The organism is Acetobacter vaccinii, assembly GCF_008365315.1.
Taxonomy (GTDB): domain Bacteria; phylum Pseudomonadota; class Alphaproteobacteria; order Acetobacterales; family Acetobacteraceae; genus Acetobacter; species Acetobacter vaccinii.
The window spans coordinates 352,549-378,990 of sequence record NZ_CP043506.1; the positions used below are offsets into that span (position 1 = coordinate 352,549).

22 protein-coding genes and 1 tRNA gene are annotated in these 26,442 nt (G+C 60.9%); 9 read left to right on the forward strand and 14 right to left on the reverse strand.

What is annotated here, in order from left to right:
• Positions 1-37 precede the first annotated feature (37 nt).
• Positions 38-1,471, forward strand: coding sequence for an FAD-binding oxidoreductase (locus FLP30_RS01530; RefSeq protein WP_149278039.1), 1,434 nt, complete (start codon positions 38-40; stop codon positions 1,469-1,471).
• A 252-nt stretch (positions 1,472-1,723) separates the two neighbouring features.
• Here FLP30_RS01530 and FLP30_RS01535 read toward each other — a convergent pair whose 3' ends face one another.
• The 3 genes from FLP30_RS01535 to FLP30_RS01545 form a co-directional block, all read right to left on the reverse strand.
• Complete coding sequence (locus tag FLP30_RS01535; RefSeq protein WP_149278040.1) at positions 1,724-2,191, reverse strand: hypothetical protein; 468 nt, start codon at positions 2,189-2,191, stop codon at positions 1,724-1,726.
• 34 nt (positions 2,192-2,225) lie between these two features.
• Positions 2,226-2,882, reverse strand: a complete 657-nt coding sequence (locus tag FLP30_RS01540; protein ID WP_149278041.1) for a coiled-coil domain-containing protein — start codon at positions 2,880-2,882, stop codon at positions 2,226-2,228.
• 253 nt (positions 2,883-3,135) lie between these two features.
• Positions 3,136-3,717, reverse strand: coding sequence for a cob(I)yrinic acid a,c-diamide adenosyltransferase (locus FLP30_RS01545; RefSeq protein WP_149278042.1), 582 nt, complete (start codon positions 3,715-3,717; stop codon positions 3,136-3,138).
• Positions 3,718-3,943: 226 nt separating this feature from the next.
• Between FLP30_RS01545 and FLP30_RS01550 the strand changes: the two genes are divergently transcribed.
• Together FLP30_RS01550 and FLP30_RS01555 are read left to right on the forward strand one after the other, a co-directional pair.
• Positions 3,944-4,330, forward strand: a complete 387-nt coding sequence (locus tag FLP30_RS01550; protein WP_149278043.1) for a DUF423 domain-containing protein — start codon at positions 3,944-3,946, stop codon at positions 4,328-4,330.
• Positions 4,327-5,289 (forward strand): SAM-dependent methyltransferase, encoded by a 963-nt coding sequence (locus tag FLP30_RS01555; RefSeq protein ID WP_149278044.1) that lies wholly within the window; start codon positions 4,327-4,329, stop codon positions 5,287-5,289. Before FLP30_RS01550 ends, FLP30_RS01555 begins: the two co-directional genes overlap by 4 nt.
• 139 nt (positions 5,290-5,428) lie before the next feature.
• Here FLP30_RS01555 and FLP30_RS01560 read toward each other — a convergent pair whose 3' ends face one another.
• The 3 genes from FLP30_RS01560 to FLP30_RS01570 form a co-directional block, all read right to left on the reverse strand.
• Positions 5,429-5,995: a hypothetical protein gene (locus FLP30_RS01560; RefSeq protein WP_408834572.1), complete on the reverse strand. Its 567-nt coding sequence runs from the start codon at positions 5,993-5,995 to the stop codon at positions 5,429-5,431.
• A 144-nt stretch (positions 5,996-6,139) separates the two neighbouring features.
• A complete protein-coding gene (gene acs / locus FLP30_RS01565; RefSeq protein ID WP_149278045.1) occupies positions 6,140-8,065 on the reverse strand; it encodes an acetate--CoA ligase in 1,926 nt (641 codons plus the stop codon).
• Positions 8,066-8,291: 226 nt separating this feature from the next.
• Positions 8,292-8,723, reverse strand: a complete 432-nt coding sequence (locus tag FLP30_RS01570; RefSeq protein ID WP_149278046.1) for a DUF2501 domain-containing protein — start codon at positions 8,721-8,723, stop codon at positions 8,292-8,294.
• Positions 8,724-9,275: 552 nt separating this feature from the next.
• Here FLP30_RS01570 and FLP30_RS01575 point away from each other — a divergent pair.
• Positions 9,276-9,959 carry a YoaK family protein gene (locus tag FLP30_RS01575; protein ID WP_149278047.1) on the forward strand — a complete coding sequence of 228 codons (684 nt, stop codon included), beginning with the start codon at positions 9,276-9,278 and terminating at the stop codon, positions 9,957-9,959.
• 166 nt (positions 9,960-10,125) lie between these two features.
• On the opposite strand, the gene FLP30_RS01580 is transcribed toward FLP30_RS01575, so the two are convergent.
• Positions 10,126-11,202 carry a YeiH family protein gene (locus tag FLP30_RS01580; protein WP_149278048.1) on the reverse strand — a complete coding sequence of 359 codons (1,077 nt, stop codon included), beginning with the start codon at positions 11,200-11,202 and terminating at the stop codon, positions 10,126-10,128.
• Positions 11,203-11,312: 110 nt separating this feature from the next.
• On the opposite strand from FLP30_RS01580, the gene FLP30_RS01585 reads away from it, so the two are divergent.
• Positions 11,313-12,212 (forward strand): LysR family transcriptional regulator, encoded by a 900-nt coding sequence (locus FLP30_RS01585; protein WP_149278049.1) that lies wholly within the window; start codon positions 11,313-11,315, stop codon positions 12,210-12,212.
• A gap of 88 nt (positions 12,213-12,300) precedes the next feature.
• Here FLP30_RS01585 and FLP30_RS01590 read toward each other — a convergent pair whose 3' ends face one another.
• From FLP30_RS01590 to radA, 7 genes are all read right to left on the reverse strand, one after another.
• Positions 12,301-13,359 carry a cache domain-containing protein gene (locus FLP30_RS01590; protein WP_149278050.1) on the reverse strand — a complete coding sequence of 353 codons (1,059 nt, stop codon included), beginning with the start codon at positions 13,357-13,359 and terminating at the stop codon, positions 12,301-12,303.
• A 210-nt stretch (positions 13,360-13,569) separates the two neighbouring features.
• Positions 13,570-15,018, reverse strand: a complete 1,449-nt coding sequence (locus FLP30_RS01595; protein WP_149278051.1) for an efflux transporter outer membrane subunit — start codon at positions 15,016-15,018, stop codon at positions 13,570-13,572.
• A complete protein-coding gene (locus tag FLP30_RS01600; RefSeq protein ID WP_149278052.1) occupies positions 15,018-16,145 on the reverse strand; it encodes an ABC transporter permease in 1,128 nt (375 codons plus the stop codon). The genes FLP30_RS01595 and FLP30_RS01600 overlap by 1 nt, the downstream gene beginning before the upstream one ends.
• Entirely contained in the window at positions 16,142-18,871 is a 2,730-nt protein-coding gene (gene rbbA, locus FLP30_RS01605; RefSeq protein WP_149278053.1) for a ribosome-associated ATPase/putative transporter RbbA, read from the reverse strand. The genes FLP30_RS01600 and rbbA overlap by 4 nt, the downstream gene beginning before the upstream one ends.
• Positions 18,868-19,869, reverse strand: a complete 1,002-nt coding sequence (locus FLP30_RS01610; RefSeq protein WP_210419293.1) for an HlyD family secretion protein — start codon at positions 19,867-19,869, stop codon at positions 18,868-18,870. The genes rbbA and FLP30_RS01610 overlap by 4 nt, the downstream gene beginning before the upstream one ends.
• A 187-nt stretch (positions 19,870-20,056) precedes the next feature.
• A tRNA-Gly gene (locus tag FLP30_RS01615) sits at positions 20,057-20,130 on the reverse strand.
• An 86-nt stretch (positions 20,131-20,216) separates the two neighbouring features.
• The gene (radA, locus tag FLP30_RS01620) at positions 20,217-21,608 is read right to left on the reverse strand and encodes a DNA repair protein RadA (RefSeq protein ID WP_149278054.1); all 1,392 of its coding nucleotides are present in this window, start codon (positions 21,606-21,608) and stop codon (positions 20,217-20,219) included.
• Between the two features lie 205 nt (positions 21,609-21,813).
• Between radA and FLP30_RS01625 the strand changes: the two genes are divergently transcribed.
• The 4 genes from FLP30_RS01625 to FLP30_RS01635 all read left to right on the forward strand — a co-directional run bounded on the left by FLP30_RS01625 (position 21,814) and on the right by FLP30_RS01635 (position 26,273).
• Entirely contained in the window at positions 21,814-22,599 is a 786-nt protein-coding gene (locus FLP30_RS01625; protein WP_149278055.1) for an MlaE family ABC transporter permease, read from the forward strand.
• Between the two features lie 18 nt (positions 22,600-22,617).
• A complete protein-coding gene (locus FLP30_RS01630) occupies positions 22,618-23,394 on the forward strand; it encodes an ABC transporter ATP-binding protein (protein WP_149278056.1) in 777 nt (258 codons plus the stop codon).
• 169 nt (positions 23,395-23,563) lie between these two features.
• Positions 23,564-23,713 carry a hypothetical protein gene (locus FLP30_RS14050; protein WP_168200030.1) on the forward strand — a complete coding sequence of 50 codons (150 nt, stop codon included), beginning with the start codon at positions 23,564-23,566 and terminating at the stop codon, positions 23,711-23,713.
• A 154-nt stretch (positions 23,714-23,867) separates the two neighbouring features.
• Positions 23,868-26,273: a mechanosensitive ion channel domain-containing protein gene (locus FLP30_RS01635; RefSeq protein ID WP_149278057.1), complete on the forward strand. Its 2,406-nt coding sequence runs from the start codon at positions 23,868-23,870 to the stop codon at positions 26,271-26,273.
• Positions 26,274-26,442: the final 169 nt, after the last annotated feature.

Consider the following 26,442-nt stretch of genomic DNA (forward strand, 5'->3'; position numbering starts at 1 on the left):
CTTATATTACGGTTTTTTGCAGGAATACGACACCGCCATGTCCGAAACATCTCTCCCCCAGCCCCTTCATGACGCCCTGCTTGACGTGCTTGGCGCCACCGGTCTGCTGACAGACACAACGGATACGGACCCTTTCTGCACCGACTGGCGCGCCCTTTACCACGGTCGCTGTGCTGCCGTGCTGCGCCCTGCCAGCACCGAGGAATGTGCAAAGGCTGTCGCCCTGTGCCATGCCCATGGGGTGCCCATGGTCCCCCAGGGGGGCAACACCAGCATGGTTGGTGGTGCAACGCCTGACACCAGCGGGGCTGCGGTCGTTATTTCCACCACCCGCATGAACCGGGTGCATGCCATTGATCACGCCGACCTGACCATGACGGTGGAAGCAGGGGTAACGCTCAAAGCCGCGCAGGATGCTGCCGCCGCACAGGGGCTGCTGCTGCCGCTGTCCATCTCCTCCGAAGGGTCGGCGGATATCGGGGGCGTGCTGGCCACCAATGCAGGGGGCAACAATACCGTGCGCTACGGCAACGCGCGGGAACTGGCACTGGGGCTGGAAGCCGTTCTGCCTGACGGCAGTGTGCTGGATGTCATGCGTAAGCTGCGCAAGGACAACACCGGCTATGCCCTGCGGCAGTTGCTGATCGGCGCAGAGGGGACACTAGGCATTATCACCCGCGCGGTTATCCAGCTACAGCCCGCCCCCCGTTCGCGCGAGACCGCCTTGTGCGCTGTTGGCGGGGCAGCACAGGCGCTGGAACTCTTTGCGGCCTTCCGCAAGCAGGACCCCTCAGCCATTCATGCATTTGAATTCATGTCCGGCACCAGCATGGGGCTGGTCAATACGCTGATTGATGGTGCAACCCTCCCGCTGGAAGAACCTGCCCCGGCCTATGTGCTGGTGGAACTGGCAAGCCCCCGCGCCGATGACAGCCTGCGGACCCTGATGGAAACTGTCCTGGGTGAAGCCTTGGAAAGCGGACTGGTGACAGACGCCGTGCTGGCCGAGAGCGAAAGCCAGCGTCAGGCACTATGGGTGCTGCGGGAAGAACACGCCGAAGCCCAGAAACGGGCGGGCGCATCGGTCAAGAACGATGTCTCAGTCCCACTGGCGGCCATCCCGGCGCTGATCGCTCAGGCGACCGAGGCGTGTGAAGCCCTGGTGCCCGGTCTGCGGGTCGCCCCTTTCGGCCATATTGGCGATGGCAATATCCACTTCAACCTTGTGCAGCCTGAAGGCGCGGACCCGAAAGCTTTTCTGGCGCAGGACCATGCCATTATGGATGCGGTGGCGGATATTGTGCGAGGGCTTGGTGGCTCGTTCTCGGCCGAGCATGGGGTAGGCCAGCTTAAAGCCTATATGATGCCTGCATGGCGTGGCGGTGCTGAACTGGAAACCATGCGCCGGATCAAGGCTGCGATTGACCCTGCAAACCTGATGAACCCCGGCAAAATTTTCCCTGCCGCCTAACAAACCGCTGCCACGGCTGGTCTTGCTCCTGAGTGTGAGCATGGCCAGCGTAGGTCTTTGTCGGCCACCTCAGGCTCTTTCAGCTTTTGGCTACTGCACTTCAAAAGTGTTTCTGGGAGCACCCTTTTTTAAAATGGGATACTCTTTGAAGCTTTTTGAAAAAAGCTTCACCAAAAACTTTCAAAATTTTTCTATGTGTTTCGCAAGCTAGCAGACGGACGTTCACCAGAGCAGTTCCGTCGCCTTCTGCCTTCAGGCTCTACGCCCCGGCAACTGCATGGTGGGATAACGCAACGCGTACATCTGCAAAGCCAGAGCAGGCAACAGGATCAATCCCGGGTCCCACCCCACCAACAGCAATGCAGCAAGCGTCATAACCGGCGCTGCAATACGCTCTGTCCATGCGCCTTCTGGCACGTTGCAGGCTGTTACCGAACAGACGACCGAAAATGCCAGCAGGCCAGCCGCCCCAATCGCTCGGAACGGATGCCGCAGAGAATCAGGCATAAACCCTGTCCCGCCACCTGCCACGGAGGACAGGTCGGTTGACCAGCCCGCCAGACCGAACAGAAAGCTGAAGGGCAGAATAAGCACGCCCAACACATCCCTGAGCAACGACAGAAAGCCCATGACCACAGGGGGCAACAGGGTGCAGGCCACCCCCAACGCAAGATTAAGCACCAGCACCACAAGTGCTGGCGTGACGGTGCGGTTTTTCATACCCACGCCTCTGGCCTACGGTGCAGAATGGTGGTCAGTCCTTCCACCATTTAACGGGGGCGGGTTCGTTCTTCCCGGCTTCTTCCTGCGCCAGCACGTAGCTTTTGGCAGGTTTGCGGGGGCGTGGTGTTTCCTGTGCTTCTAGCCGGGCTTCCAGCTTCTGCACTTCGTTTTCCTGCGTGCGCAGGGCATCTGTCACCGTATGGAGTTTCTGTTCCATCTGGGCCAGTTGATTTTCCCGCTCGGCCAGTTGCCCTTTCAGTTGCAGCACCTGTGCGTCTGCAAGGCTGATCCGGGTCATCAGGTCGCTCTGGGTGTTGCGCAGGCCCGCCATCTGGCGTTCGGCTTCTTCCGCACGGAGTTTTTCTTCCGCGACATGGCGGCGCAGGCGGCTGAGTTCGCCATTGTCTTCATCGGAAAAATGCACGGAGCGTGCGGCTGCACCTGTGCGGGGGGAGGACACCGTGCGAGGGGCCGCAACCCGTGCCAGGGTATGCTTTTCGACCGGCACCTCTCCATCGCGCACAAAGCGACGGCGCTTGCCCGCACTGTCAGGCGCTGGGCGCGGGTTGGAACGGGCTGGCGGGGCATGACCAAGGCGCTCCAGCGCATTGCGCATGCTTGCCTCTTCTAGCCCTTCTTCCTGATCCGTCCCCGACGTGGATGATGACCGAAAAAATGATGTATTCATGAATCTGGATGTCACATTCGAAATAGTCTGTAATCGGGCGCAAGCCAGCCGGGAGGTGGCCTGATCTCATGGGCAGACAACAGGCAAGGTGTCATTACACCCTGTTTCTATCATTGAGCATACTGGATGCTTGGATATGCGCGCCACACCCGATTACAGGCGCGTGGCACATTATCCGCCCTTGGAGGGCATAGTAGCATGCCCTTTTACATTCGCCAACGATCATCCTGTTTTTTCACGCCCATACGGGCAATCACCCTTTGGGTGCTGGCGCAGGACGCCACAGAACATCGGTTTTTCCGTCCTGATTGAAGTATCTGGCAAGAACAAAAAAGTAATCAGATAGTCTGTTAAGAATTTTTACAAGGACAGGATTGATCTGCTCCTGCGCGGCAAGAGCCACCAGCCGACGCTCCGCCACCCGCGTCTGCGTCCGCGCCATATGGGCCCAGGCTGCCGCCAGAGTGCCACCGGGCAGCACAAACCCATTCAACGGCTGCTGCCGCACACGTAGCCGCTCCACCCACTCTTCTATCCGCACCAGCACATCACCTTCCATCCGGCTGGCCCTGTGCGCCTTTGGCCCTTCCGGCTGGCAGAGGTCGGCCCCCATATCAAACAGCAGGTTCTGCACGGCCGCCAGTTCGGCATCCACCGTGCCATCCGTATCCTGGTCAGCATGGGCGCGCACCAGACCGATGACAGCGTTGACCTCATCCAGCGCCCCCAATGCCTCTACCCGCGCGCTGTCCTTGCCAACCCGTGACCCATCCCCCAGGGACGTCTGCCCACCGTCCCCCCCACGGGTTACAACCTTGTCGATGCGTATGCTCATGCTCTCTTTCCCCAACACCGCAGTGCCATGATTACTGTGTGTCTGACAGCCTGCATGACAGGCCGTTTTCTCAACACGATTGGTCGAGTGCCCGGCTTCTCAGCCATGCACCTCCTCCACCCTATCCACGCAGCGGGCCAGTGCCAGCCCTAACAGACAAATCAGCCGTGCTGACAGGGTCATTCAGCCCTTTCTGTTCCCTCTTTCTTTCTATACAGCATGGGGCATGCTCACATCCTCTGCACTTCCACGCTTATGGCGTGTCTGTGGCGCGCTGGCTGTTGCCACGGCCACCATGATGGGCGCCATGGCCGCCCACCTTCCCGACAGCAGCTTTGCCGCCGGGGGCCGCGCCATGGCCCATAGCGCTGTGGACATGCAGATGTGGCAGGGCATTGCCCTGACCGTCCTGGGCCTGACACTGCGCGACTGCCGCACACGCCTGCTGTTAGCCGGGGGCTGTGGGTTGCTGCTGGGTATGCTGCTGTTCTGCGGCGGGGTCTATTACACGGCCTTTACTGGCCACCATGCCGCCCACATAGCCCCCACAGGAGGCAGCCTGCTGATCCTGTCGTGGCTGGCATTGGCCGCTGGATGGGCCTTTCGGGCATGAGTATCGACATCAAAGGCGCATGGCTGGCCCCTGAAGGGCTGGAAACCGTCATGACGGAGGATCTGCAACGCCGTGGCGTCAGCATTGCCCACTGGCATGGCAGGCTGGCCCTCTCCACCCAGCCAGCAACATACTGCCCCTGGGCGCTGGATGGCTGGGCCACGCCTGAAATGGTGGAGATTACCTCCATCCGCCATGCCTCGGACACCCTGCGCGCCCAGCAACGCAACTGGGGCCTGTATACAGCCGATTTTTTCCGCCGGACGCAGTTAATTCAGGAGCGGTTACCCTCCATCAAGGCGGCTCCTCTGGTGTTCCCCACCCCGGCACCGACAAGCCCGCTGGGGGCATGGACCCTGCTGGCACCGTCCACCCTGCTGTTTTCTACCCGCAAGACCAGCCCTTTTATCAACGGGGCTCCCCGCTTTGTTGAAAACCGTACAGGCCCGCCCTCCCGCGCCTATCTGAAGCTCTGGGAAGCCTGCACCCTGTTGCGGGCCTGGCCCAAAGCGGGAGAGCATTGCTACGATCTGGGGGCCACACCTGGCGGTTGGACATGGGCGCTGGCCAGCCTTGGGGCCACTGTAACGGCCTTTGACAGAGCCCCGCTGGACCCGGCCGTTGCCGCCATGCCGGGTGTGAGCTTTCAGCAGGCCAGCGCCTTTGGGCTGGACCCCGCTGACCTGCCACCTGTGGACTGGGTGTTTTCCGACATTATTGCCTACCCCCAGCGCCTGCTGCGACTGGCACAAAACTGGATTGCGTCCGGCCGTACGGCCAATATGATCCTGACAGTCAAATTCCAGGGCAGCACCGACCACGAGACCGTGGCGGCGTTTGAAGCCATACCCGGCGGCGCACTGGCACATCTTGCCCATAACAAGCATGAGCTGACATTTTTCTGGACGCGGGAAGCCGCAAACCGTTCAGCCTCGCCCTTGGACATGCCCGCAGACTGACCAGATGATTAGCAAAGCTGAGCAAAGAGCCGGGCGACCTGCCCGGCATGATGAGCGGCTACGGTTTTACTACAATAACTGAGCAATGGCTGGGCCCTGTATTAGGCAACAGGGGCCAGCCACCCGCTATTGCAGGCTGTCAGGGGCTATTTCCATGCTTGCTGCGGTGCATGGCGGCCTGATGTTTCTTGATGGATTCTTTCAGCCCCGGCAAATCCTGCGCCACCAGCGTATCGGCATAGGTTGTACCCTTCCAGACCCAGCGGTCAGAGCCGTCAACCAGAATGTCCTTCATCCCGCCGTGGGTGGTGGGCAGCAGGACAATCGGGCCACTGATGGAATCGAGTATCTTGTGCCAATGCCCTCCACGTTTGAGGTACACATCGGTCGAACACCCGGCAGACCCGCACAGGCTGGCGGACTGCACCTGCACAAACAGGGCCATGTTGGCATCCCCACTGGACAGAGGGGCCGAGCCGATCAGCACCAGCGGCTTTTCTCCATGTCGGGCCGCAGCGGCAAGGTCATCCGCGTTCAATGTGCGGGCGACAGCATCCAGCGCACTGCCCGGCTGCCTGCGCAGCACAACGGGCGCACCCGAGGCACCCTTTGCCGGAGCGGCCTCTGTCTGAGCATGCCGGGCATGGTGGTGCCCAGTGGCACACAACGCCGGGCTGACCCATACAAAGCCACAGAACAGGGCCAAAGCCCCCTTCAGCAACGCCCGAAACGGGGTGGAATGATTCGGCACGACAGGTCTCCTCATTCTCGGCACGGACATGCCGTGGCTCTGACAGGGGTGGTGCCTATCCCTGTCAGACTGTTGCCTCTACGGCCTTGGTCGGCTGCGTCAGCCGTTCTGCTCCGCCACCTGGCGGATCAGCGCCTGCACGCATTCCGGGTCTGACAGGGTAGACAGGTCTCCCAGGTTGTCCAGCTCATCCGCCGCTATCTTGCGCAGCAGACGGCGGACAATCTTGCCAGAGCGTGTCTTGGGCAGGTCTTTGACGATGTAGATTTTCTCAGGCACCGCATAACGGCCCACGCCTTCGCCCACGGCACGCGCCACGCGGGCCGGGTCCAGCCGCCCTTCCTCCCTTGCAACCACGTACACCACAAGCCCCTGACCCTTGAGGTCATGGGGGATGCCAACAGCCGCACTTTCCACCACTTCGGGGTCAGTCGCTACGGCATCCTCGATTTCTGCCGTGCCGATACGGTGGCCAGAAACATTGACCACATCATCCACCCGGCCGGTAATCCAGATATACCCATCCTTTTCCCGCCGGGCGCCATCGCCCGTAAAGTAGTATCCGGGGCAGGTGGAAAAATAGGTCTGGCGGAAACGGTCATGGTCCTGCCACAGGGTCATGGCCTGTCCGGGCCAGGAGCGCGACAGGCACAGCAAGCCCTCGCCCTCCCCATCCACAGTGGTATGGCCCTGCGTGCCCAGCAGGGCGATTTCGACCCCAGGCAGGGGCAGGCCTGCGGCCCCCGGTCGGCCCGGCACCTGCCCGGCACAGGCGGTAATGAGCACCCCCCCGCTTTCCGTCTGCCACCAGGTGTCCACCACGGGGCACTGGCCACGACCAACTTCCTCAGAAAACCATGTCCATGCCTCGGGGCTGATCGGCTCGCCCACCGTGCCCAGCACACGCAGGCTGGCCAGCGAGCGCGCGCGGACTACGGCTTCATCTTCACGCATTGCGGCGCGGACAACGGTGGGCGAGGTGTAAAAAACCGTTACCTTGTTCCGATCTATGACATCCCACCACTGGCCCGGCTCCGGCCATGAGGGCAGACCTTCGTAAATCAGGACCGTCGCACCATTCACCAACGGGCCGTAAACCACATAGGTGTGCCCCGTAATCCAGCTTGTATCGGCCGTACACCAGAAAATATCGTCGGGCTGGGCATCAAACGCCAGCTCATGCGTCAGCCCCGCCCAGACCAGATAGCCGCCAGAGCTATGGACCACCCCTTTGGGCCGCCCGGTGCTGCCAGATGTATAGAGCAGGAACAGCGGGTCACAGGCGTTCATGACTTCAGGCGTGCAGTCTGCCTCTTCCTGCGCCACCTCGGCTTCGTAGGACAGGTCGCGGCCTTCCTGCATGGGCACATCGACCCCGCTGACAGAAACAACCAGCACATGCCGCACAGACCCGCCAGAGGCACAGAGTGCCAGAGCCTTGTCCATGGTCGTTTTGCTGGGGATCAGCTTTGCGCCACGGCGCGCCACATCGGCGGTAATCACCACCCCGGCACTGCTGTCCTGAATACGCTCGGCCAGACCTTCGGCCGAAAAGCCACCAAACAGCACAACATGAATGGCCCCGATACGCGCACAGGCCAGCATGGCCACAACACCCTCGGCCACCGCAGGCAGGTGGATGGCAACGCGCTCCCCCTTGCGGACCCCAAGACGGCGCAGCACATTGGCCAGACGGCAGACCCGTGCGTGCAGATCGCGGTAGGTCAGGACTTCCCTCTGGCCTTTTTCCTGCCCTTCCCAGATCAGCGCGGCCTTGTCGGGCTGGGTCAGAACATGGCGGTCCAGGCAGTTTTCGGACACGTTAAGCTGGCCATCGGCGTACCAGGAAATCTGCACATCGCCCGTAAAATAGGAGCGTGACGCAGCACTGGGCGGAGTATGCCATGCAAGCCTGCCCGCCTGCGCCAGCCAGAAAGCTTCCGGGTCATGCTGTGCGTCACGCACGCGCGCCCGATATTGATCAGCAACAACGGCCCCGGCCGGAAGGGAAAACCTGTCTGCCACGCTTTCTGGTCCTTTATTATTGATTCGTGCCTGCCTTAAACGACGCAGTATCGCGCTTTGACCATATTGACGCGGGACAGGTAAAGACACTCCCGAAACAAAATCGGCAGAAAAATCATCCCCATGTAGGAAAAGGCCGCTCCCCTGAGGGAAGCAGCCTTTCTTATAATGCCGTAACCTTGCCGGTATTGCAGCGGCGGGCCTACGCCCGCCACCCTAGCCTGCCTTAGAGGGCAGCCTTGGCACGCGCGTAAACAGCAGCGCAGGTCTTCTGGCGCACGGGCAGGACTGCCAGAGCGATGGAATAGGTATGGCCGTTAGCCTGAAGCTGCCCGGCTGTGCCCACGGCGTAAGCGGGGTTGCCTTCGTTGCCTGCGGGCACGGCGTTGGTCTTCTTCACATACGCCTGCAGGGTGCGGAATGCTTCGTCATATGGGACGTATTCATTCTGCACGCAGTAGTTCAGCAGGCCTGCGTTTTCAGCCGGGGCGATGGAATCGACAAAACCGGAAGGATCAACCGTTGTCAGGCGTGATGTGTCACCAGCGCGGGTCACCGGGGCACCGGTGTCTTCTGCATGGGCCTGCGCGGGCACAAAAGCCAGCATGGAAGCAGTGATGGCAAGCGCCGACATGGCACGTACGGCAATCAGTTTCATTGAGAATCTCCACAACCGAATATGCGCCAAACTGCCCCGTAACCTCCTAAAAGATCAAGCAGCCCACCGCGCACAATCCACATGGCAGACCACAGCCCAGCCCTGGCGGCAGGCCGCACCACACCGCGCCAATCCCACCCACAGGGGGCATACCCCCCAGCCACGTGCTTTTATGCGGGCTGGCAGAGCTTACCCGACCCTGCCCAGCCCATCCCTCAGGATTGGAAAATTGTTTCATTTTCCATCATGTTTGGAAAAACCAAAAATATCGCCCTCACCGTCCACCCTGCCATGCTCCTTCAAGCACTTTATGCAGGCCAGACCTGACAGAGCCGCCGGGCTGCGCGTCATAACACCCCTTGCAGAGCGCATCACGTTCTGGTGATGATATGATCATGGACACCCAGTGCCACAAACCGACCCGAAACCCGCATACATGGCATGCCTCCCCCTCATTCCATACAATTCCTGATGGAAAAGCAGGGTGCTAGAAACAATGCCCTTTTCTTTCACACTCACAGGCATCACGCCTTAACCCACCCCGGAGCCACCATGACACCCCCCAAGGGCCATGACGCCAGACTTGTCATCGCCATCCTGTTTGTCACCACTGCCATGGGCATGCTCGACGCCATCTCACTCCTGCATCTTAAAATGTTTGCAGGTTATCTAACGGCCAGCATCATTCTGATGGCTATCAATGTTGCCACATCGCAGGCCATTGTCTTTTCCGGACTGGAAGCAATCGGCCTGTTCTATCTGGGGGCGCTGGCCGGGGGGCGGCTGGTGCGCCGCAATACAAGCATGCGCCTGATTGTGGGGGATATTCTGCTCGGGGTCAGCGCCCTTATGGGGCTGACAGCCTGGATGTGGTCGTGCCACCTGCCCGGCGGCACCTATATTACGCTGGGTCTGCTGTCTGTCACCATGGGGTTGCAGACTTCCGCCACCCGCCACGCCAGACTGCCCGACATGGCTTTGCCCGCTGCCACGATTGTCCTGCACGGGCTGGCCCACCACAGTACGGTGGCCGGGGGCGACAACATGGGCAACAGCCGCAGGATTGCGGCTATTATTGCCCTGTTCATCGGTGCGGTTCTGGGCTCTCTGGTGCCAGAGCGCAATGTGGCCATGGGCATTGCGGGGGCTGGCGGCATTATTCTTGCGGCCTCCCTGCTGTTACGTGCCCAGCGCCTGCCCCTGCTGGTGCAACTGGACAAGCTGCATATTACCTGAAAACCGCCTGATAGCAGGTTTTGAGAGCAGTATAAAAGTTTCTGGCTGCCGCCTTTTTAAAAAGTGCGACAGCCTTTAACACTTTGGCCCACTTGCAGAATATTACGCCAGTTGACTACTGCATGACTACTTTGAAGCAACAGCGTCCAAGCTAACCCAGCCTGCCTTATGCCGCCCCCAGCATATGCAACAGCAGCAGGCTCAAGCCCATCAAGCCCAGTAGCGCCAACAAGGCTGCCACCGTCGCCCTGCCGCCTGCCCGCAGAACAGTCCCAAACTCCACCCCCAACCCTAGCCCCGCCATGCCGATAATTGTCAGAACAGAAGCCGCCTCGGCCAAGGGCTGAACCATCCACACCGGCACCAGCCCCATACTCCGGCAGGCCAGCAACCCGACAAACCCCATGACAAACCACGGCGCATAATCCAGCACACGCCGGGGCCGATATGGCCCGCGCGGCTGGCCAGCAGGCGGTGGCAGGTACCGTGGCCCCAGCACGCCCAAACACAGGCACACAGGACCAAGCAGCAACACCCGTCCCAGTTTGACCAATGTGCCCATTTGCACAGCCACCGTACCAAAGGGGGCAGCCGCCGCCACAACCTGCGGCACGGCATAGACCGTCAACCCGGCAAAAGCCCCGTAGGCGGCAACACTCAGCCCCAGCATGCTCCCCAGCACAGGCAGGCCAAGCACCATCACGACACCGAGGAGCGCCGTAAAAGCGACAGCAGCTGCAACATCGTCCTCATCCGCCTTGATCACCGGAGCGACCGCAACAATGGCGGAGTTACCGCAAATGGAGGTTCCACAGGCCACCAGCAAAGCCATATGGGCATTTAACCCAAGGCAACGCCCAATGCCGTACCCCAGCATGATGGCACAAGCGACAACACCCACAAGACCAAACAGCAAAGGCAGACCAACCCGCAGCAGCATCGTCGCGCTGACCGACGCCCCCAGCAACATGACCCCGACCTCCAACGGGTAGCGGGCGCTCCAGTCGATCCCCGGCCGCAGATGGCAAATGGAAGAGCGCAGGCAAACCCGCAGCCCCATGCCCAGCAGAATGGCCAGCACCAGAGCCTCTAGCCAGACCCGCCCCAGCAGTTGTCCTTCCACCCACGCCAGCATGCTGGCTCCGAGCGCAACGCCCACGCACGCGACAATGCCGGGCAGGACAGACCATAATGCCAGCCTGAACTGAGCGTTATTTTGAACCTGAAGGGGAGCGACAAGCATGGCGATAGTCCTTTCGCCTTTTGCTGTAGCCCCTCCCTTATTGATCACTCCAACGCATATTTTGTGTTATTCTGATCTCTAATTCTGATTGATTGGAGCGCGAGACTGCCATGACGCTTGAGCAACTTCGCATCTTCATTGCCGTGGCCGAGCGCGAACACATGACGGCCGCCGCCAAAGCATTGCATATTACGCAATCAGCGGCCTCGGCCGCCATTGCCGCGCTGGAAAACCACCATGGGGTCAGGCTGTTCCACCGTGTTGGCCGCGGCATTATGCTCAGCGACGCAGGCAGGCTTTTTCTGGAGGAAGCCCGGCAGGTGCTGGCACGGGCCGCAGCCGCACAGGCCACGCTGGATGACTTGGGTGACCTGCGACGCGGCACCCTGCGGCTTGTGGCCAGTCAGACCATAGCCGCCTACTGGCTGCCCCCTTTTCTGGCCCTATTTCAGGCCCGCCACCCCGGTCTTGCGGTAGAACTGGTCATGCACAATACCCACCAGGCTGCGGCACTGGTCTGCGATGGCAGTGTGGAACTGGGGTTTGTGGAAGGCTGGGTGGACACGCCCGCTCTGGCCCGCTGGCAGGTGGGCGGGGACCAGCTCTGCCTTGTCAGCCATCGTCCGTTTCCAGCCCCTGCCCCGACCGCAACCTGGCTGGCGCAGGCCCGCTGGGTCATGCGGGAGACGGGGTCTGGAACACGCTCGGCGCTGGATGCAGCCTTGCAGGCCATGGGCATAGACCCGCTGACCCTCCAGACCGCGCTTGTCCTGCCATCCAATGAAAGTGTCCGCACCGCAGCCGAAGCCGGGGCTGGTGTTGCGGCCCTCTCATCCCTTGTCGTAGCGCCCTCCCTTGCGGTTGGAACGCTGTGGGCTGCATCGTCCATTCTGGCTGAGCGCCCGTTTTATGCCCTGCGCCATAAGGAACGCTATCGCAGCAAGGCTGCCGAGGCTTTTCTGACCTTCCTGTCGCAAGAGACCAGACAACAGGACCCAATGCAGCCTTAAGGCAAGCCGGGACAGACTTGCCCTGTGCTACACAACACCGGACAGCAACATGCTCTGAGGGCAAAACTGCTGCCATTAAAAGGTGTTTTTAACGCCGCTTGCCACCCACTACGTGCCGTGCAGCCGTTGAGGGCACATGCGCTATTTCCAGCACGCCGTACCAACCCAACCCCTTATAGGTTTCGTAACCCGGTGTGCGGGCGTAAGCGATCAACTTGTCGCCCTGAATATAAAACCCCTGCGGGCCAGAAACTTTCAGGTCATACTGTTCAACCAGTTGGCCTTTGCCATCGGAGGATGCAATCACCCGTTTCTGGGCGTCCACCAGCATCACACGGGTCCGGCTCCGTTCCGTTTCTGTCAGGCGAGCCCCTTTGACAATGGCATCCGCCTGAGTGCCCCAGTCAAACGCAATGCCCAGCACCCCCAGCACACGCCCATGTGCCGCACCACCCGCGCGCACCGCAGTGCCATAAATGGCGGCCTGGGCATTCTCCAGCGCCGGAACGGTATTAACATCCGCCACGGCGTAATCGTCCCCGCTTTGGGTATTGAGAGCGCGGGTAAACCATTCCTCGCCCGACATGTTGCTGTTGTAGAGCTTGCGGTGCTTATCGGGCCTGCCACAGGCCACCACCTTGCCATCAAGATTGACAAGGAACAGGTCGAGATAAACCGTGTAGGACCGCAGGATTGTTGCAAGCCGGTCAGCGGCAAAATTACAGGCCTCCGGCGTGCCATCGGCCAATGCCCCGACCAGGGCGCTGTCTGTTGCCCACCAGCGCACATCGCAGGAGCGTTCGTACAGGTTACGGTCAATCAGTTCGACCGCATTCAGCGCCAGGTCTGTAAAACGCTCGCCCAGGCTGGTTTGTAACAGCTCGCTCCCGGCCTGTTGCAGGCGGGAGGTGCTGCTGTCGGTTGCGCCACGCAGTTCGGTCGCGACTTCAATAATCCGGGCTGAGATACGGCCCATTTCATCCGCCAGCAGGCCAAAGGCCGCACCTGCCTGTCCCGCCTTGGCGGCTTCGATACGGGTATTGATTGCAAGGAAACGCGCTTCGCGCATAACGGAATCAATAACGTGAATTTTCTCGCGTGTAACACGGGAAAGCTCGTAGGCCAGTTCCAGAATATCGTCCTGCATTCAAATCTCTCTTCCCAGTAATCGGGCATTACCAATACACGGCAGGGCGGCGGCACAAAATATCGTGCTGTCACCTTGGAGGCTGGCATTTCATCATATCCAACTGGCCATGCCTACCCTGCCCGGCCGTGTTACGCCAAACGGAAACAATCGGGCTGGCTCACACAGCAGCCCGGCAAGCCATGACTGGAGGGCAGCAGTCTCTGGCGATCAGTCGCCCCAACCGCCACCCAGTGCGCGGACCAACCCGACAGTGGCAAGCGCCTGCCGGGTTCTGGCTTCCACCACGGCATCCTGCACACGGATCAGCCGCAGCCGGGCTTCGAGCACATCCTGCATGGTCATGCGCCCGCCTTCATACAACCCACGGGCCGCCTGAGCCGCAGCGCTGGTTGAGGCCTCCTGCGCCACAAGGCTTTCAATCCGGCTGTCCAGACTGGAGCGGCTTTCGTAGGCATCTTCCACTTCCGCCAGCGCCGTCAGGAGGGTTTGGTCATACTGGGCCACAGCTTCATCCAACCGGGCATCGGCTGCATGGATCTGGGCGTGCACGCGCCCTGCGGTAAAAACAGGCAGGTAAGTTGTCAAAGCCACCAGCCCGCCGGTGCCTGACAGGCCGGGCAGACCATCAAAGCGCAAACGCCCGTCACCGCCAAAAAACTCCAGCCCGAAATGGGGCAAAAGCTGGTTTCTGGCACTCGTCAGCCGTTCCACATCGGCCTGCACCACCGCCCTACGCAGGCGCACATCGGGCCGCCGGTCCAGCACACTCACCGGCACCTCCCCCACAGGGGCAGGTGGGGTCACATAGGACGCAGGACCATCCAGCTTGGGAGCCTGCTCTGGCGGCAACCCGGCCAGAATGGCCAGCCGGTGCCGACAGGTATCCAGTGTGGCCTGCAATACCGGCAGTTCAGCCTCTATCCCCTGTTTCTGCCCGGTAATACTTTGTACATCAGCACGGGTTGCCTGTCCGGCGTCAAACCGGGCGCGGGCATAGGTTTCAAGCTGGGCCAAGACCGTGACCGAGCGTTCCAGCAAGGCCATGCGCTGCTGCACACCCTTGGCTGTCAGGTAATTGGCCGCCACATCCGCCGCAATGGCCATGTGGACACCCTGCACCATATCCTGCGCGGCCAGCACCATCTGCCCAGCAGCACGACTGTCAGCATGGTGGCTGCCAAATACATCTGGCTCCCACGCAACCCCAACCCCAGCCAGATGGCCGTCTGTGGCAGGGTCCTGAATGTCGGGGGCTACACTGTGCAGCAAGGGGGACACAGGGTGCCGCCAGTTAACACCCCCACCGGCTATATTACCTGTAAGCCCGACTGTTGGGTACAGGGCTGAATCCACAACCGTTGCATAAGCACGCGCCTGTTTGACCCTGTCCTGCGCGGCCCGCAGGTCGAGGTTGGCCGCCAGAGCAGCCTGCACCAGCCTGTCCAGTTCGGGGTCATGCCAGGCCCGCCACCAGACCGGCAGCGCCCACCCTGGAGCCGCAGCCTCACCCACGGCAGGGGCAGCCTCAAACCGTGCAGGCAGCGTCACACTGGACACAGGCTTTGCTGGCGGAAAAGGCGAGCACCCCGCAGCCCCCAGCAGGAACACCACAGTTGCCCCCCCACGGGCAAAAAATCTGGAACGGGACATAAGCATTACCCCTGACTGGCCAGCATGGAGCGGAAACGGGCCAGCGCCATGAGGAAAAACAACGCGGATGACAGGATAATTGCCAGAACGGACGGCCAGATTGTTTCCAGCCCGGCCCCCCGATACAGAATATCCTGCGCCACCCTGACAAACTGCGTCGTGGGCAGCACCCGCACGGCAAGCTGCATGGCCGGGGGCATGCTTTCCACCGGGGTTGCAGCCCCCGACAGCAGATAAGCGACCGCATAGACCGGCACCGCCAGCAGACCAAACTGAGGCATGGCCGGGGCAATGGTTGCCAGCATCATCCCCAGCGATGTGACCGAGAACAAATACAGCGCCAGACAGCCTGCAAACAGCAGCATGGACCCCGCCAGCGGCACCCCCAGCCCCCAATGCACAACACATTCCAGCGACAGCAGGCTGGCGATAAAAATAACCGTGCCATTGGCCACAATCTTGGCCATGGCAATTTCCACCGCTGAGACCGGCAAGACCAGCAGATGCTCGATTGTACCGTGCTCACGCTCGCGGATAACCGCTGCCCCTACCAGAATAATCGACAGCACCGTCGCATCCGTGACCACCTGCATGACGGACGTAAACCAGAAAGACTGGCTATTGGGGTTAAAGCGGATACGGCTGTCCACCCGGAAAGGCAGGCTGGCCTCCCCCCCCGGTGCATGCATCTGCGCAGCGACCTGCTGCACAAAAATCTGCTGGAGATAAACCGCCCCCAGCCCCGCCTGTGTCATGGCGGTTGCGTCTATCTGCTCCTGCACGGTGGGTTTGCGCCCTGCCAGCAGATCGGCCTCAAACCGGGGGGGGATATCAATAACAAAGTTATACGTACCACGGTCCATACCGCTGGAAGCCTGCGCCCGCGCGACAACAACCGGCGTTTTGAAATAGGGAGGCAACACCGCAGCCCGCAACTGGCGGGACAGGGTGGAGTGGTCCTCATCCACAAAGGCGACTGTGGCGTTGGACACATCAATCTTCACCCCATCAGCCACAATGACGACTGCTGCCGAAAATGCAAAAATGATCAGCCCGAACAGAATAAAATCGCGCACAAGGCTATGGAATTCCTTGCGGCAGAGCAGCCCTACGTTGATCAGCCAGCGTCTCATGTATCCTGCTTCCTCAGCAGCATGCAGGCACAGAGCATGTAAAAGGCAGCAAACCCGGCCAGAACACAGTCAACACGCCAGAAAAAGGCAAAGCCCAGCCCCTTGGTAAAACACCCAAGGCTGATAAGCTGGAACCACGCGGTCGGAAACGCCTTGGCAATATAGTAAGGCACCCCGGTCAGTGTGGATACAGGGTACAGCAGGCCGGAAAAATTGACTGCCGGGATCAGGCAGATAATGGCCGTACCAAAAATGGCAGCCACCTGCGAGCGCACGAATGTTGAAATAAACAGCCCGAACCCCGTGCTGGCCAGAATATAGAGCGTGGCCCCGGCCGTCAGCCCCAGTAGAGAACCTTTAAGCGGCACCCCCATGACCAGCACCGTAAGCACCACCAGCACACAGTAGGACAGCATGGCCAGCCCCACATAAGGCAACTGCTTGCCTACAAGATACTGCCCCGATGACGCGGGCGAGGCATAGAGGTTCATGATCGAGCCAATTTCCTTCTCCCGCACCACGCCAAGGGCTGTCAGCATGGTGGGGACAAGAATGAGCGCCAGCATGATCATGCCCGGCGTAATGGCGTAAATACTGCGGAATTCCTGATTATACACAAAGCGCGGCACAACGCTGAACGGCAGCCCCCCCATGCCCCGTGGGGTTGGCACACCACGACCAAGAAAGGCCGCCTCCTGCAGCATGATAGCGTCGGAATAAGCCCGCACATTAGCGCTGAGGAAAGGCATGGAGCCATCAATAATTAACGCAACATCCGGCTTGCGGCCTGCCAGAACATCGCGCCCGAAATGGGGAGGAATATCAAGCCCCAAGGCAGCCTGGCCATGCCGGAGCCGGGCTTCCAACGCTGGCCTGTCACGCACCGGAGCCATTTCCTTGAAATAGGAGGAGCCACGAAACTGCTCGATCAGGCCACGACTTATCTGGCTCTGGTCGCGGTCCAGCACAGTAAAGCGCACGACATTGACATCAAACGACACGCTATAGGCCGCAATCAGCAGCAGCACGATCGGGCCCAGGATCGCAAAGGCCAGACGGAGCCTGTCACGCATCAGCTCCACAGCCTCACGCCGGGCAAAGGCCCAGCAGCGCGCAAACCACAGGACCACAGGCGACACCCGCCCCGCAGCCTGCCCGATGGAGGCCAGACCGGCTGAAGCAATGGCAGTGCTGTTGCCTGCGCGCTCCAGCACCGCCACGAAGGCATCTTCCAGCGTGGCCGCATGTTCCTGCGCGGTAATGGCCGCCGGGGTGTCCATGGCCAGCACGCGCCCCTTGTCCATAAGGGAGATACGGTCACACCGTGCAGCCTCGTTCATAAAATGGGTGGAGACAAAAATAGTCACCCCCTGATCACGCGAGAGGTGGACAAGATGTTTCCAGAACATATCCCGCGCGGCGGGGTCCACGCCTGATGTGGGCTCGTCAAGAATAAGAATATCAGGCGCGTTGATACAGGCCGCCGCCAGTTGCAGCCGCTGCCTGTAGCCCAACGGCAACCCCATGGGCCTGCTCTGCGCCACATCGGCCAGCGCGAACTCCTGCAAGGCGGCATCGACCCTCCGGTCGGCCTCCTTCGCGGAAAACTGGAAAAGCCGCGCCTGCAAAACAAGATTCTGCCGGACTGTCAGTTCCTCATACAGGGAAAACGCCTGCGACATGTAGCCAATCCGCATACGGGTGGCCATGTCCCCCGCTGTAACGGGGTGGCCAAAAAGCATGGCCTTGCCACTGCTAATGTCCAACAGCCCGGTCAGCATTTTCATGGTTGTGGACTTGCCACACCCGTTGGACCCCAGAAACCCGAAGATTTCCCCCCGGTGAATACGAAAGCTGACGGAATCAACCGCAACAAAGCTGCCAAACCGGCGTGTCAGGTCCTCAGCCTCGATCACAGGCGGGCTGCCATCATCCTTAAAAGGCGGGATGGCAAAATTGCCTGCCCCCTGACGCTCCTCCTCCGGCAGCAGGGCAATATAGGCCTCCTCCACCGTCGTGGCCCCTGTTCTGGCCTTGATGGCCTGTATGGTGTCACAGGCCATTACCTTGCCGTCGTTCATCGCGACCAGCCAGGAAAAGCGCTCGGCCTCGTCCATATAAGCGGTTGAGACAATGACCGTCATGGATGGGCGGGAAGCCTGCATCTGCTCCACCAGCGCCCAGAACTGCCGCCGCGACAGCGGGTCCACCCCTGTTGTCGGCTCATCCAGAATCAGCAGGTCGGGGTCATGCACAAGGGCACAACACAGGCTGACCTTCTGCTTCATCCCACCCGACAGTCGCCCGGCGGGGCGGTCGGGAAAAGGGGCAAGGCCCGTGGCGTCCAGCAGATGGTCTATGCGCGCTTTGCGGGTAGCTTCATCCAGTGCGAAAAGACGGCCGAAAAAATCAATATTTTCCCGCACGGACAGGGTTGGATACAGGTTTTTGCCCAACCCCTGGGGCATAAAGGCAATACGTGGCAAAAACTGCTCACGCGCGCGGCGGTCGGCCAGGTCCACGCCCAGAGTGTTGATACGCCCCTGCTGAAGCCGCCGAACCCCCGCAATCAGCCCCAGCAGGGTGGACTTGCCCACCCCATCCGGCCCGACAAAGGCTATGCTTTGCCCCGCAGGCAGGTTGAAGGCAATGTCATGCAGCACCTCGCGCCCATCGTAGCCATGGCGCACCCCCTCAACAGTGATCCCACCTGTGTTGGCTGTCATTGCACCATGCCGTGGCGGGTCAGACCATCGGGCCAGCCTGCCGTGGGGCTGGTACGCACATACCCCTCGCCCGTCATTCCCGCCTTGAGCATTCCACCCAAAGCCCGCTGGGCGGCTGGGGTCACGCACAGTTTCACACGATAGACGAGCTGCTCACGCTCGCTCGCGGTTTCAACATATTTGGGAGTAAACTGGGCCTCGTCATCCACAAAGCAGAGCCGTGCGGGAATGCTGCGCTCCATACCATCAAGCGCGATCACCGCATCATCCCCCACCTTCAGGCGGCTGACGGCGGCTGTGGGCAAAAAGATGGTCATATACGGGTCCACCGGGTCCAGCATGGCAAAAATACGCCCTCCGGGGGGCAGCACACTGCCTGTTTCCACCACACGATATTCGATCCGGCCTGCCACCGGGGCCACAATGGTCATGTCGTGAATGATGGAACGCACCTGCGCCATCTTGGCCTGCACCGCAGCTTCGGCCGCCCGGGCCTCATCCACCGCACGGCTGGCAGCGGTCACAGCCGCACTCGCTGCATCGACCGCTGTGCTGCGCTGTTTAACCTCCATATCCGACACAAGTGCTTGTGCGCGCATGGTCCGGGCGTGGCGCAGTTCATCACGCGTCAGATCAAGGGCGGCCTGACGGGCCTGACGCTCGGCTTCCGCCCGGCCTACGGCCCCTGCGGCACGGGCCTGCTCGGCCTGCGCCTGAGCGTACTGGGCATCCACCGTTGTGGTATCCTGCTGGGCCAGCACCTGCCCTGCGGTGACGTTATCCCCCTCGCGCGCCATCAAACGTATGACACGGCCCGGATACTGCACCGCCACGTCAATCCGGGTCAGTTCCAGCCGCCCGTTTCCGGCCAGCACACCGTCGGGCAGGCGTGACGCCAGACGGTAATGGTTCCACACCAGCCCCCCCGCCACCAGCATGAGGACAAACACCACAAGGAGGGCAAGACGCACAAAACGCTTCACGGACAGTCGCACCATGGGGCTGGAAGGAACATAACAGAGGCCCGGCGCCCAGAACCGGACATGCCTGCACAGCATATTCGGATCAAATTGCACCATGCAACACGTTGTCACCTTTCGGTAACAAAGCACGACACATCAGCCCCCAACACCAAAGGTATCAATGGCACGCATGCTGTTAACAAATTGTATGGAAAAGGAAATCTGGAGCGGATGAGGGGAATCGAACCCCCGTATGCAGCTTGGGAAGCTGCCGTTCTACCATTGAACTACATCCGCGTTCACAGGTGGCTTTCTATAACGCCACCCGCACGGGCTTGCAAGACCCTTGCTGTGATCAAAACGCAGGGAGCCTCAAGAGCCTGTTATTCGGCCTCTACCTCCGGCCCCACCAGGTCGGAAATATGCCCCAGTTCCCGCAGGCTCAACCCTTCTGGCGGGCGGGCCCTCGCATTGCCACGGGCAATCCGCCTTGGCAGCACAGCCTGCGTAAAGCCAAGCTTTGCGGCCTCCTTCAGCCTGGCATCGGCCTGCGCGACCTGCCGGATTTCCCCCGACAGACCGACCTCTCCAAAATAAACCTCACCGGGGCTTGTCGACACACCTGTCGCGGCTGACACGAGCGCTGCCGCAACGGCCAGATCGGCTGCGGGTTCCACCACGCGCAAGCCCCCTGCAACGTTGAGATACACATCCATCCCCGACAGTTTAAGGCCGCAGCGGGTTTCCAGCACCGCCAGCAGCATGGCCAGCCTGCCACTGTCCCACCCCACGACCGCCCGGCGGGGTGACCCATCCCCCCCTTTGGGGGCCAGCAGGGCCTGTACCTCCAGCAGCACGGGCCGAGAGCCTTCCAGACCGGCAAAGACTGCTGACCCGGCAATATTGCCCCGCCGCTCTGCCAGAAAAAGGGCCGAGGGGTTGCTGACTTCCTCCAGCCCCCGGTCGGTCATGGCAAACACGCCAATTTCATCCGTAGCGCCATAACGGTTCTTTGCGGCCCGCAGGATACGGAACTGATGTCCACGGTCGCCCTCAAAATACATGACGGCATCGACCATGTGTTCCAGCACACGCGGCCCGGCCAAGGCACCTTCCTTGGTGACATGCCCCACCAGCACAAGGGCAAAGCCCCGCCGCTTGGCCGCGCGAATCAGCTCAAACGCACAGGCCCGCACCTGCGAGACCGTGCCGGGGGCACTTTCCACTGTTTCCAGCCACATGGTCTGGATGGAATCGATAACCACCATCCGCACGTCTTTCTCGGCGTCCAGCGTAGCCACGATATCAGCAACATTGATGGAGGCTGCCAGTTCCAGCCGGGCCTGTGTGACCACGCCAAGGCGCTGGGCCCGCAAGCGGATCTGGTCGGCGGCCTCTTCCCCCGAGATATACAAAACCCGCTCGCCCTGCCCGGCCAGCCTGCTGGCGGCCTGTAACAGCAGGGTGGACTTGCCAATGCCGGGGTCCCCCCCCAGCAGCACAACAGAGGCAGGCACAAAACCACCCCCCAGCGCCCGGTCCAGTTCCGCAATGCCAGAACCAATACGCGGCGGGGGCTGCACCTTGCCTTCCAGCTCTTCCAGCCGGATACGCCGCCCCCCACTTGCGCGGGATGCAGAGGACGACGCCAAAGGCTCTGGTGCCATTTCCTCCAACGTATTCCATTCCTGGCAGGCATCGCACTGGCCTGCCCATTTGGCATGCACCGCGCCGCAGGACCGGCACACATACTGACGCGATGCTTTTTTAGCCACAGCCCATTCCCTCTCCCAAAAGCGGCGCAGCCCTGCGCCGCAGCCCCTCATGATCTGGGGTAAAACGAGAACAAACTCAAGCCCACAAACGCCACCCCACCGCTTATGCGCTGCCTCAGGCTTTGACGAACCCTGCCCGGACAGGCTACGGCTGCGACACGCAATACACCCGACCACCGGCAGCCGGAGCGAACAACGCACACCCATGGACACCGTGCTAGACCTCATAGCCGGCATTGGCCGCGCCACCCTCTCCCTCATCCGGGCGGCCGGGGCCCTGACGCTGTTTGCCCTGGTCGGGCTTTCCCACATCGTGCGTCCCCCGTTCCACGCGCGGGTGTTCTGGGACAGTTTTCTTGAAACCGGGTTTTTCTCGCTCCCTGTTGTCGCGCTGACAGCCCTGTTTTCCGGCGGGGTTATTGCCCTGCAATCCTATACCGGTTTTGCCCAGTACCACGCCCAGGGCGCCATTGCGGGCATTGTGGTACTGGCTGTCACGCGCGAACTGGGACCTGTGCTGGCTGGCCTTATGGTGGCAGGGCGTGTGGGGGCTGCCATGGCAGCCCAGATTGGCACCATGCGCGTGACCGACCAGATTGATGCGCTCAGCACCCTGTCCACCAACCCCATGAAATACCTGGTCGCCCCCCGCCTGCTGGCCGGGCTGATCGCCCTGCCGCTGTTGGTGCTGGTGGCCGACGTGCTGGGTGTTGCAGGCGGCTTTATGGTGGCCGTGCTCAAGCTCGACTTCTCACCCACAGGGTACATCACCGCAACGCTGAATAGCCTGAAAGCGATGGATGTGATTGTCGGGTTGGTCAAAGCCTCTCTTTTCGGGTTTCTGATCGCTCTGATGGGCTGCTACCAAGGCTATACCAGCAAGGGCGGGGCTGCGGGCGTTGGCTCGGCCACCACCGCTGCCGTGGTTGCGGCCTCCATCGCGCTGCTGGCGTTTGACTACCTGATTACGGACCTGTTCTTCTCGCACTAGCTGCTGCGGATACCTTGCATGACCTTACCCCATCCCAAAATCCGCATCCGCAACCTGCACAAATCCTTCGGGGCTAAAACCGTGCTCGACGGTATCTCGCTGGATGTGGCGCAGGGCACGTCCTTTGTCATCATCGGTGGTTCGGGCAGTGGCAAATCTGTGCTGCTGCGCTGCATGCTGGGGCTGATGGCCCCGGACTCCGGCACGATTGAAATTGATGGCGAGGATATTCTGACAACCTCTGCCCGCCGCCGCGAGGAACTCTGCGGCAGCATCGGCATGCTGTTCCAGAATGGTGCGCTGTTTGACAGCCTGCCCGTGTGGGAAAACGTGACCTTCGGCCTGCTGGCCCGCAAGCTTGTCAGCCGCCGGGACGCCCGCGTGCAGGCCGGGAGTATTCTGGCCCAGGTCGGGCTGGACCCGTCAGTGGGGGAGCTTTACCCCGCCGAGTTGTCAGGCGGCATGCAAAAACGTGTAGGCCTGGCCCGCGCCATTGCTGCCCAGCCCGATATTCTGTTTTTTGATGAACCCACAACCGGGCTGGACCCCATTATGGGGGCCGTGATTGATGGGCTGATTGTGGACTGCGTCAAAAAGCTAGGGTCCACCGCCATTGCCATTACCCACGACATGGCCTCCGCCCAGCGGATCGGGGACGAGGCCGCCATGCTCTACAAGGGCCAGCTTGTCTGGCAGGGGCCTGCTGCGTCCCTGATGGACAGCGGCAACGCCTATGTGGATCAGTTTACCCATGGCCGCCGCGAAGGCCCCATAACCATGGAACTGCGCCGCTAGGGTGCTGGTGCCCAACCACCCCGACCAGAATGAAAAACCAGCAGCCTGATCACACTCTTGTCTTGCCCACGCCCCACACGGGTGAGATAGGTTGACAGGCTGACCCCAGAAAACCCTGCGCCAGGCCTTGGCAACCGTCCCTGACCTGCAATGTGGAGAAAGATAGACTATGACCCGTGCGGTTCTGCTTTTGGCATGCGCGTTCGGCCTTTCCGCCTGCGGATGGTTCCACCACGAACCGCGCCACATGACATCCCCCACCCAGTGGGAAAAATACGGCTACCGCGCCCACCTGCAAAATAGCAGCAACGGCGACTAGCCCGAGGGCCAGCCTGACAGAGGCGGCCACAGCCGGGGCATGACAACAGGGCCCTGCGCGGACACAGACACACACCGTGCATGAACCTTTTGCCACCTCGCGCGATTGAATCCCTGCTCGTTTTTTTTTCGTGTCCCTGGCGTAAGGTAGCCTGATGCCCCGTTCCCTGTTGCGTGCCTGTTTGGTTTTCTGCCTGTTTCTTCTGCCTGCCCTGACACTGGGCACCCATCATGGGCTGGCAGCCACGACACAGCCCGGCACGGCAGCACAGACAGGGGCCAATGCCCCTTTCTTCATCACGGATGTGACGGAAAGTGTGTCCGACAAGACACTCAACGACATGGGCTCAGCCCTGCGTGATATTTACAGCAGCAACCTGCTGAGCAACCCAGGTAGCCAGAGTGCGGACAACCTGACCAAGCTGTTGCAGCGGGCCTCTGCCCTTGTGACGCAGAGCGATGCGCTGATCGCGCGCATTAAACCCTATCAGGCGGTTTATCAGAATTTTCTGGATATTCTTGGCCCCCTGCCCGCCAAGGATGCCGTGCCCGAAGCCCCTGCCATTGCCGAGCAGCGTGCCCTGCTGACCCGGCAACAGCAGGATATTTCCGCCCGGATTACCCGGCTGAAACTATACCAGGTGGAAGCGCAGCAACTTGTCAGCGAGTTGCGCCAGCATGGCAGCGCCATCAAGCAGGCCACGCTATGGCAGCGCTTTCCCGCCCCGCTGGGCATGAATTTCTGGTCCGGGCTGGCAGCCTCCTTCCCGCAGGACAGCGCACGGATGCACACGCTGGCCCGACAGGCCGTGGCTCTGGCCAGTGTCGCGCTGACTGGCAAGCGGGTTTTTATTACCCTTGGCGGGTTTGTTGTGGCCTGCATCATGCTGGCACTGTGGTTTGCCAGCCACCGGCCTGTGCGCCGTCTGGCCCTGCGCTTTCTGCCCGATGGCCCGATCCGCCCCATTGCTGCCACCACGCTGCGCGTCAGCATCGCCACGCTGGCCTGTGCCCTGTCCTTTCAGGCGGTCTGGGCCGTCCTGTCCTTTGACAACCCCGCCGCCGAGGGCGACCTGGCAGTGTTGGCTGACATGGTGTCCACCCAGTTCCCTCTCTGTGGTTTTGTGATTGAGCTCGGGCTGTGTCTGCTGAGCAGCCGGAGCGAATGGCGCATTATCCCCATGGAGGACGAAACAGCCCGCAGGCTACGGCTGTTTCCCACATGGCTGGCTTTTGCCATGATTGCCCGTGGCTGCCTGCGCTACATGGACACCCACAGCGGCCTGTCCCTGCTGTGTGTCCAGTTTTTTGATGGGCTTTATACGCTTGCCGTAAGCCCGCTGCTGTTTGCCATTCCCCGCCAGTTGCATCTGGCCAGCGGGGAGGACAGCAACTACCCGCCCCTGGCCCTGTTCCTGCGGAATACCGCCATGGGAGTGGCCATTGCATGCTGGGTGGCGGTACTGTCTGGCTATATTCCGCTGGCCTACAGTGTCATTTCATGGCTGGCGATCATGAGCATAAGCCTGAGCGGGCTTGTTCTCTTCTCGCTGCTGACCAGCACAATGGGCCATGCGCTGTTTCCCGCACGGGCACCGCTGGGCCGCAAACTGCTGGCTCTGGGCCTGCCTGCCCGGTTGATCAATCAGGCCTGTGTCGTCATTCCGGGGCTGGTCAACATTCTGTTGCTGGTCGTGGCCTGTGCTGTGGCAACCAGTGGCGTCAACTTTGACCCCACCCAGATTTTGGCCCAGCTGCACTTCTTCTTCCATGGCCAGAATGATTCAGATGGCTCGGGTTTTTCCCTCGACGCCGTGCTGCTGTGCATTGGTATCCCGATTGTGGGCTATTATGCCATCAAGGTTATCAAAGCCTGGTTTAGCGAAAAATTCTTCCCCACCACCCGGCTGGACACGGGGGCGCAAGCCTCGGTTCTGGGTATTCTGGGCTATACGGCGTGGATTCTAATCGGGCTTGGCATGCTCTCGGTGCTGGGCGTTACAGTCCAGAGCATGACCTGGGTTGTCAGCGCCCTGTCGGTCGGGATCGGCTTTGGTCTGCAATCCATTGTGCAGAACTTTGTTTCGGGCATTATCCTGCTGGCCGAGCGCCCTGTCTCCGTGGGGGATGTTGTCACCATTGCGGGCATTACGGGCAAGGTTGAGCGGATCAGTGTGCGTTCAACCGACATCAAGCTGGATGACAAATCCACCATGATTGTCCCCAATTCCCAGTTCATCACCTCTGCGGTCAAGAATGCGACACTGGCACAAAAGCCTGGGGTTTTTACGGTGGAATTCGCACTGCCTTTTGCCTCTGACATCCACAAGGCCATGGCGGTCATGACCAGCACTCTGGATACCTGCGACGCGGTCAACGCTAACGTGACCCCGACAGTCAGCATGACAGCGGTCTCAGACGGCTCCGCCATTCTGACAGGCACCGCGACGGCGTGTGAGGGGCTGGATATCAAAATTGCCCGCAACGCAGCTCTGTTTGCCCTCTGGCAGGCATTTCAGGACAACAACATCACCATTACTGTCAAACAGACCATTAGTTAAGAGCAGGCTCTGACGGCGTGAAGGCCCTTATCTTCTGGCTTGATAAGAAGCGTGACGGTAAGTGGCCTGTTTGCATGAATGCGAACGGATACGTGGCTTGAGCTGTTTTTTGCAGAGCCGCCTGTCAGGCACCTGTCAATAACGCTTGGTCGCGTAACACCAACGGCAA

Coding starts and splice junctions, on each gene's coding strand:
- FLP30_RS01530 (WP_149278039.1), top strand. CDS start 38: ATGTCCGAAACATCTCTCCCCCAGCCCCTTCATGACGCCCTGCTTGAC.
- FLP30_RS01535 (WP_149278040.1), bottom strand. CDS start 2,191: ATGAAAAACCGCACCGTCACGCCAGCACTTGTGGTGCTGGTGCTTAAT.
- FLP30_RS01540 (WP_149278041.1), bottom strand. CDS start 2,882: ATGAATACATCATTTTTTCGGTCATCATCCACGTCGGGGACGGATCAG.
- FLP30_RS01545 (WP_149278042.1), bottom strand. CDS start 3,717: ATGAGCATACGCATCGACAAGGTTGTAACCCGTGGGGGGGACGGTGGG.
- FLP30_RS01550 (WP_149278043.1), top strand. CDS start 3,944: ATGCTCACATCCTCTGCACTTCCACGCTTATGGCGTGTCTGTGGCGCG.
- FLP30_RS01555 (WP_149278044.1), top strand. CDS start 4,327: ATGAGTATCGACATCAAAGGCGCATGGCTGGCCCCTGAAGGGCTGGAA.
- FLP30_RS01570 (WP_149278046.1), bottom strand. CDS start 8,723: ATGAAACTGATTGCCGTACGTGCCATGTCGGCGCTTGCCATCACTGCT.
- FLP30_RS01575 (WP_149278047.1), top strand. CDS start 9,276: ATGACACCCCCCAAGGGCCATGACGCCAGACTTGTCATCGCCATCCTG.
- FLP30_RS01580 (WP_149278048.1), bottom strand. CDS start 11,202: ATGCTTGTCGCTCCCCTTCAGGTTCAAAATAACGCTCAGTTCAGGCTG.
- FLP30_RS01585 (WP_149278049.1), top strand. CDS start 11,313: ATGACGCTTGAGCAACTTCGCATCTTCATTGCCGTGGCCGAGCGCGAA.
- FLP30_RS01590 (WP_149278050.1), bottom strand. CDS start 13,359: ATGCAGGACGATATTCTGGAACTGGCCTACGAGCTTTCCCGTGTTACA.
- FLP30_RS01595 (WP_149278051.1), bottom strand. CDS start 15,018: ATGCTTATGTCCCGTTCCAGATTTTTTGCCCGTGGGGGGGCAACTGTG.
- FLP30_RS01600 (WP_149278052.1), bottom strand. CDS start 16,145: ATGAGACGCTGGCTGATCAACGTAGGGCTGCTCTGCCGCAAGGAATTC.
- rbbA (WP_149278053.1), bottom strand. CDS start 18,871: ATGACAGCCAACACAGGTGGGATCACTGTTGAGGGGGTGCGCCATGGC.
- FLP30_RS01610 (WP_210419293.1), bottom strand. CDS start 19,869: ATGGTGCGACTGTCCGTGAAGCGTTTTGTGCGTCTTGCCCTCCTTGTG.
- FLP30_RS01625 (WP_149278055.1), top strand. CDS start 21,814: ATGGACACCGTGCTAGACCTCATAGCCGGCATTGGCCGCGCCACCCTC.
- FLP30_RS01630 (WP_149278056.1), top strand. CDS start 22,618: ATGACCTTACCCCATCCCAAAATCCGCATCCGCAACCTGCACAAATCC.
- FLP30_RS14050 (WP_168200030.1), top strand. CDS start 23,564: ATGACCCGTGCGGTTCTGCTTTTGGCATGCGCGTTCGGCCTTTCCGCC.
- FLP30_RS01635 (WP_149278057.1), top strand. CDS start 23,868: ATGCCCCGTTCCCTGTTGCGTGCCTGTTTGGTTTTCTGCCTGTTTCTT.